At 60.0% G+C, this 6,971-nt stretch carries 6 protein-coding genes; all 6 read right to left on the bottom strand.

The window, feature by feature from the left end; all coding sequences use genetic code 11:
- Positions 1 to 855: hypothetical protein (locus M0D69_RS43040; RefSeq protein ID WP_301787878.1), on the bottom strand; the 855-nt coding region annotated here is incomplete at its 3' end.
- Between the two features lie 818 nt (positions 856 to 1,673).
- On the bottom strand, positions 1,674 to 2,597 hold the full coding sequence (locus tag M0D69_RS43035) for an ABC transporter permease (protein ID WP_301787877.1): 924 nt from the start codon (positions 2,595 to 2,597) through the stop codon (positions 1,674 to 1,676).
- Entirely contained in the window at positions 2,597 to 3,478 is an 882-nt protein-coding gene (locus tag M0D69_RS43030; protein WP_301787876.1) for an ABC transporter permease, read from the bottom strand. Before M0D69_RS43030 ends, M0D69_RS43035 begins: the two co-directional genes overlap by 1 nt.
- A complete protein-coding gene (locus M0D69_RS43025) occupies positions 3,475 to 4,554 on the bottom strand; it encodes an ABC transporter ATP-binding protein (RefSeq protein WP_301787875.1) in 1,080 nt (359 codons plus the stop codon). The genes M0D69_RS43030 and M0D69_RS43025 overlap by 4 nt, the downstream gene beginning before the upstream one ends.
- Before the next feature lie 90 nt (positions 4,555 to 4,644).
- On the bottom strand, positions 4,645 to 5,832 hold the full coding sequence (locus M0D69_RS43020) for an extracellular solute-binding protein (RefSeq protein ID WP_301787874.1): 1,188 nt from the start codon (positions 5,830 to 5,832) through the stop codon (positions 4,645 to 4,647).
- A gap of 623 nt (positions 5,833 to 6,455) precedes the next feature.
- A partial coding sequence (locus M0D69_RS43015) for an integrase core domain-containing protein (RefSeq protein WP_301787873.1) occupies positions 6,456 to 6,971 on the bottom strand: 516 nt, incomplete at its 5' end.

Below are 6,971 nucleotides of genomic sequence, written 5' to 3'. Positions count from 1 at the left end.
GACCGCCGTCGCTGCCGTGGCCACCATCGCTGCCATGACCGCCGTCGCTGCCGTGGCCACCATCGCTGCCATGACCGCCGTCGCTGCCGTGACCACCGTCGCTGCCGTGACCACCGTCGCTGCCGTGACCACCGTCGCTGCCGTGACCGCCGTCGCTGCCGTGACCGCCGTCGCTGCCATGACCCGACCCGCCTCCCGTACTGCCGCCGGTGTTACCGCCAGAACTGCTACCGGTAGACCCGGACCCGCTACCTGAGCCCGCACCTCCCCCGCCCGAACTCCCACCGGACGAGCCACTGCCACTACCACTGCCACTGCCGTTCCCCGCCCCTCCACTTCCACCACTTGATGACCCCGAGCCACTGCCCGCGCCAGCGCCGCCGCCCGAACTCCCTCCGGACGAGCCGCTGCCACCACTGCCACCACTTGACGACCCTGACCCTGACCCTGACCCACCACCACCACCACCACCACCACCAGCACCAGAACCAGAACCAGAACCACCGCCACCGGAACTACCGCTTGACGAACCGCTGCCATGTCCGCCATTGCTGCCTGATCCTGTTCCCGCACCACTTCCGTTCGAGGTACCGCCCGCCGACCCGGTGCCGTTTGACCCGCCGCTACTGGAGTTTGATCCTGCCCCTGCCCCCGAACCGCTTCCCGAATTCCCCGCACTGCTTCCAACACCGCTATTCGCACCAGCACCGCTGCCGCCTGACGTACTACCCGAGGTACCGCCGGAGCCCCTGCCCCCACCGCCGCTCCCGTTGCCGTTACCGCTATTGCCTGACCCCGCACCGCTACCCGAAGTCCCATTCGATGCATCGTCACCATGTCCTTCAGTGGCGCCATCGGTGTTCGACCCGGTATCTGCCGCGACGGTAGAACCCGATTCCTCCGCAGTCGATGTATCGGACTCCATCCCATATCCGTCGTTCGACGGCCCACAGTCGCCCGGGATGATCTTATGATGGTTGTCGTAACAAGGAGGCAACTGTGCTGCCGAAAGATACGTGACGCCAGTTTGCGCATTGGCCATCGGCGGGATAGCGCTGGCGATGACAATGCAACTCACTCTAAGAGCGGTCTTCAACGTTTTTTTATAAGTAGTGCTCATATTTCCCCCGGGATGAAACGCGTTTTTGTCCCGCGTTCCCGTCAGTCAGGGACGCGATGTGGTCCAAGAATGGCACCGTCAAGGAAGCGTTCCGTGCGCTACGCCACGCGATCGGGAGAAGTTGGTTGGAAAGGGTGCGAGAGAGCGCAGAGAACGTTTGCGCCACAACAGCAAGGACGGTGTGGGAAACCCGATGTTGTGATCGGAAACCCTGATACGAGCCTTGTTTTATAAGGGTTTTGTAAGTTTATAGGTGCCGTCGATCATTCGATTCGGGTGAACCTTTACCGCCCCCAAACGCTTAAGTTCGGCAGCATAAAATCGTGGTTATCGGTTCGTCTTATCGATGGATCCAGGCGTTGCGCGACGCAATCGGAACGCCAGTTCAAAGCTATGGAGATGGGTGTCGAGACGCCACGTGATCGCGGGCCTGGAGGTGGAACAGAAGATGGCGAAGCGAAGGGTAACGAGACCACTGCCTGTCGATGTATCTATCGGCTGACAGGGTCCCTGTAATCGAGAGGCTCGCATTTTAAACAACGAGCCGCTCATTTCATTGCCGCTGTTCCTTGACACGCGAAACGAGTTGCGTCGGACTCACGAACTGCAGCGCGATCAGCACCCACACGAGCGTGATCGCCATGTAGATCATCGCCATTGCATCGATTGACTGAGGCGCGCGCACGCCCGTCGAAAAGACCGCGTAGTACAGCGCGACAACGAGCGTTTGCGTCGTCGGTCCGGCGGTGAAGAACGTCAGCTCGAACATACCGATGGTACGCACAAGCACGAGCAAACCTGCAGCAAGCATGCCCGGCATCAAGAGCGGCAACAGCACATAACGAAAGTATTTCGCGGTGTTAGCACCGAAGATGCGCGCAGCCGCTTCGAGATTAGGATCGATCTGCTCGATAAACGGCGTCATCACGAGAATGACGAACGGCAGCGCCGGCACGAGGTTCGCGAGGATCACGCCGCTCAATGTGCCGGCAAGGCCGACCTTGTACATGACGGTTGCCATCGGAATGCCGTAGGTGACGGGCGGGACCATCAACGGCAGCAGGAACACGAGCATCGCAAAACGCTTGCCGCGAAACTGCACGCGGGCGAGCGCATAGGCTGCGGGCACGCCCAGTGCGATCGATAGAATCACGACCGCGCCGACCACCTCGATCGTCACCCACAACACGCTCGCGAGCTGGAAGTCGCTCCACGCCTGTGCGTACCAGTGCAGCGTGAACCCCGGCGGCAGCAGCGTACCGAACCAGCGCGTCGCGACCGAGTTGACCGCGACGGTCGCAATCAGCAACAGGACGTTGAACAGGAAAAATGCCATCGAGCCCCAGACGAACATCTTCCAGAGCCGATCGCCAAGGCTTACGCGCGGTTTCATCGGCTTGGCCGGTTGTGCGCCGTCGTTACGGCTGTCGTGAGACGCAGGCGCCGCCCAGACAGATGCGTGGTTATCGGTCGCCATCAGCCTTTACCTCCGGTCACCGGACCCGTGTAGAAGAAGCGGCGTGCGCTCAGCATGCCTGCCACCACCAGCAACTGCACGAAGCCCATCACCATCGCAATCGCGGAGGCGAGTGAATAATCGTAGCTTTCGAATGCGGCTTCGGCAGCGGCTATCGAAATCACGCGTGTGGGTCCGGCAGGCGCGCCGAGCAGCACCGCCGATGGGAACACCGAGAACGCCTGCACAAACGAAAGACACGCGGCCATGGTCAGGCCCGGCATCAGCAGCGGCAGATAGATCTGGCGAAACTGCTCCCACGGGCTCGCGCCGAGCGTGGCGGCGGCACGCGCAAGCGTCGGGTCGATGCCTGTCACGTACGAGAGCGTCAACAAGAAAGCAAACGGAAATCCCGACACGATCAGCGATATCAACACGCCCCAATAGTTATGCGTAAGACGCACTTCGTCGCTATAAAAATGCAGTCCGTGCACCGCTTGCGAGAACCAGCCGTTCGGGCCGAAGTACGTCAGCATGCCATCCGCGATCAGCACCGTGCCAAGGGTCACAGGAATCACGAGCAACGTGGTCACGAACTTCTGATACGGCGAATTACGGCGCAAGGCGAACGCAACCGGAACCGATAAACCCACGTTGATGATCGTCGCCGGCACCGCGAGCTTCAACGTCACGATGATGGTGGGCCACATCGCCGTATCGGTGAAAAAGGCGATGTAGTTGGCGAACGCGGAGCCGCCGTTCATCGGCTGGAACGACAGCACGAGGCCGTACAAGAACGGATAAACAAACAGCGCGAGGATGAAGATCAGCGCGGGAGAAACCAGCCACGCTTTAGCGTCGCGCTGGACCGCGGTCGGTAGCACCACGTTCGGCACGTTCATGGCGTCTCCCCGTCGTACACCAGCGTGCGCGATGGCGGCACATGCAGGCAAATTCGTTCGCCGACGGCCACGTCACCGGTCACGCGCGCCCATAGATTACCGAACGCGGTCTTCACCCGAATCAGTGAATCGTGGCCGCCGTATTCCACTGTGAGCACTTCTGCATCGAACGAATTTTCTGCACCGGGTGAGGCTCGGTCCAGGTCTTCGGGACGCATTGCAACGCTTACGCGTTTGCTGTCGAAACCGGCCATCGGCATACCGATCAGACGCACGCCGTGCACGCTCACGGCAACGCCTTCGCCCTGCATGCCTTCGAGCGTAAATTCGGCGACGTTCCGATACCCCATGAACCGCGCGACATGCAGGTTGCCCGGCCGCTCATAGATCTCTTTCGGCGACGCGACCTGCTGCACGGTCCCCTCCCTCATCACGACGATGCGGTCGGCCATCGACAGCGCTTCGTCCTGATCGTGCGTCACATAAATCGTCGCGCGTCCGAGTTGGCTGTGAATGCGCCGGATCTCGGCACGCATTTCAATGCGCAGCTTGGTATCCAGATTCGATAGCGGTTCATCCATCAGCACGAGCGCCGGTTCGATCACGATCGCCCGGGCGATGGCCACGCGCTGTTGCTGACCACCGGACAACTGCCCCGGCAGCTTCTTCTCCTGACCGACGAGCTGCACCATCTGCAGCGCTTCATACGCGCGACGAGCGGCTTCGCTCTTCGCGACACCGCGCATCTTGAGACCGAAACCGACGTTGTCCAGCACGGACATATGCGGAAACAGCGCGTAGTTCTGGAACACCATGCCGAAGCCGCGTTTCTCAGGTGGCAGGACATCAATACGCTGATCGTCGAGCCAGATCCGTCCGCCGGTAAGCGGTTGCAAGCCGGCGATGCAATTCAGCGCCGTCGACTTGCCGCATCCCGACGGCCCTAGCAGCGCGATGAACTCGCCCCGCTGGATGTTCAAGGCAAGACCTCGCAGCGCCGCGACCGCGTGACCTTCGGCGTTCATGAAACTGCGGCTGACCGAATCAAGACGCAACTCATCAAACTGATGCTTCATGGCAGATTCCCGATACATGGAACGACGCCGTGCGGCGGTCTTGAAGCCGGGCTTAAAGCTACCCTCAAGCCGCCGCACGGTCATAACAACCTACTTCGACTTCTGCGCACCGATCTCGCGGTCCCACTTCTGGAATGCGGCGACCATCGCGGCGGCATTCAGCGGCACCACGTGCGGGCGGTCAGCCAGCAGCTTCGCGTATTCCGGCCGGCCATACTTCTTGATGACATCCTGGCTCTTCTCCGGCGCCGACTCGATCGTGACACCCTTCACGGCCGGGCCGGGATAGAAGTAGCCATCGTCGAAAGTCATTGCCTGCTGCGCGGGATCAAGCATGAAATTCATCATCTTGTAGAGCACGTCGAGCTTTTCCTTCGGCACGCCGTTCGGGATCACCATGTAGTGAGCGTCGTTGACCCACGTCATGTTGTCGAAGGCCTGGACCTTGTATTCGGCCGGCACGAGGCCGAGCGCGCGCGGGTTGATGTCCCATCCGGTCACGGTCATCGTCATGTCGCGCGAGCCTTCGCCCAGTTCCTTCATCACCGCCGACGTGCCGCCCGGGTAATACGGAATGCAGTCGTTCAGCTGTTTGAGGAAGGCCCAGGTCTTGTCCCAGCCGTTGATCGGGTCTTGCGGATTCTTGTCGCCGAGCACATACGGCAGGCCCATCAGGAAGGTGCGGCCGGGACCGGAATTTGCCGGGCGTGCATAGATAAGCTTGTCCGGATGCGCCTTGCACCACGCGAGCAATTGTTCAGGCGTCTTCGGCGGATCGGTGACCTTCGCCGGGTTGTATTCGATCAGCGGACCCGCCGGCATGTACGTCACTTCAATGCCGTAGCCCTGCGCCACGTCCTGCATCTTGCGTGGGCCGGGCGCGTATTTATCCAGGACGCCGGGGAATGCGGCGGCTTGATCCGGCAACAGTTTCATCCAGAGCTTTTGTTCAATACCTGCGGCAAGCGCATCCGTGCCGGTCAGCACAAGATCGATATCCGAGCGGCCGGCTGCCTGCATCGCCTTGATCTTGCCGGGCAACTGCGGCGCGGGTGCGTTGGTGAACGTGATGTTGGAGACGAGTTGCGGGTACTTGGCCTTGAAGGCCTCGAACGCCTTCTGGGTCAGTTGCAAATTCCCCGCCACATCGACTATGTTGATCGCCACCGGGTCCGCTGCGTGCGCAGAAGGTGCAGTGACGACGGTTACTGCAGCCACGGCGCTCAATGCCATGCACAGGACCGCCAGCTTCGCGGACAATCGGCCGGACAGAATCATTTCGTCTCCTCGCTCTTTGTATGGATTTTATTGCGGATCGATTGAGGCCGATGCCGGCCACACGACACAAATGGGACGCGGGAAGGCGCTCTTCGCGGTGCATTTATCGATGTATGTTGTCGTATGAGAACATAACCGTGACGCGACGCACTTTCCATCACCGTTAACCCTTAAAAGCAACGCCTTCAGGCGAGACTGAAAGATCGGATGGATATCGCTCTAGCCTTTCTGGATGGTCACTCCCACGATTTTATCCAAAGCAGATCGACGTGAGATCGGACACCGCATTGCACTGGATTTAATTGCGGATGCCACCATCCATGTTGTACGACAACCTATCTTTTGGATTAGCAACAAGACGTGACTTTCAGTGCGGGAAAGCAGACAAGCGTAAGACGGGTTTTAGGTTCTGGCGATCAGGGTTGGTGCGGGGCGTTCGCTCGCGCTCGGGGTTTGGGTTTGGGGTTCTTGCGCTCGTGGGGCTGAGTCTATGCCGGGTTGCTGCTTTCGTTGTTAGTGGTCTGCGTGAGTTAATTGTATTTTTTATCACTATTAGCCACTGTGCGTGGCGGCACTTCATTTCTTTGTCCTACGCGGCGTGTGTCAAGTTGTCGCGCGCACCGCTACGCAGCTTGTTTGTATTGCGTGGCAGATTCTCGGGTCGTTTCAGGGTTCAAATAAACCGAGTCTGCAAGATGCCAGTTTCGGGTTTTGCCTGACCAGCGCACAGGGTTTTGCGCCTTGGCTTGCTCGTACACAGCGCGCCGTCTGGCCAGTAATTCATCCGCTTGTCCGCTATGTCGCTGGCTCGGCGTCAAGTACTTCAACCCGCTGTGACAATGCTCATCGTTGTACCAAAGCACAAACTTTCGCACCCACAGGCGTGCCTCCTCCAGCGTATCAAATGGCCGCTCAGGCCATAACGGACAGTACTTGGCCGTGCGAAACAGGGCCTCGGCGTACGCATTGTCGTTGCTCACCCGCGGCCGGCTGAATGAGGCCTCTACATTCAGCTCCAGCATCGTTGCTCGCATCAGCGCACCTTTCATCGAACTGCCGTTGTCCGAATGCAGCACGAGCGGATGACCCGCCGTGCCTTCAATCAGACATCCTTTGGTCAGCAACGCGCTCGCGTGCTC

The organism is Caballeronia sp. SEWSISQ10-4 2 (assembly GCF_030464885.1).
Taxonomy (GTDB): domain Bacteria; phylum Pseudomonadota; class Gammaproteobacteria; order Burkholderiales; family Burkholderiaceae; genus Caballeronia.
Note: the sequence above shows the minus strand (reverse complement) of the source record. Positions and strands in the feature narration are given on the sequence as shown.